This window comes from Brevibacterium sp. SIMBA_078, from assembly GCF_046534565.1.
Taxonomy (GTDB): domain Bacteria; phylum Actinomycetota; class Actinomycetes; order Actinomycetales; family Brevibacteriaceae; genus Brevibacterium.
The window spans coordinates 1-273 of the sequence record NZ_JAWRYQ010000206.1 but is presented as its reverse complement, the minus strand read 5'-3'; the positions used below and the strand labels follow the sequence as shown (position 1 = coordinate 273).

The window sequence follows — 273 nt, the reverse complement described above, 5'->3', positions numbered from 1 at the left end:
ACCTGGCTTTTCTTGAACTTCAATTAATGAAGTATCCTCAGACCTAGCTTCTGTCTCACCATCTTCCTTTTGCGAGCTAGAGGGCTGCATTTGAGGAATGCTATCGAAAAAAGCATCTTGATTAGGAAAGGATGAGTTTAGTTGAATTTCTTGATTTCGTGTTTGATTATAAGCTAATCCAACCAACTCATTTAAGATATCTTGTTGTGTCTTGCCATGACTCTTAGCAAGATATCTTAGGTTCTCTTTATTCTGTTTCGTCAGCTCTAAGCC

General features: G+C 38.1%; 1 protein-coding gene. It reads right to left on the bottom strand.

What is annotated here, in order from left to right; all coding sequences use genetic code 11:
• Window positions 1–273 (bottom strand): hypothetical protein (locus tag SB749_RS19455; protein WP_410711753.1); only part of this gene is annotated, 273 nt, incomplete at both ends.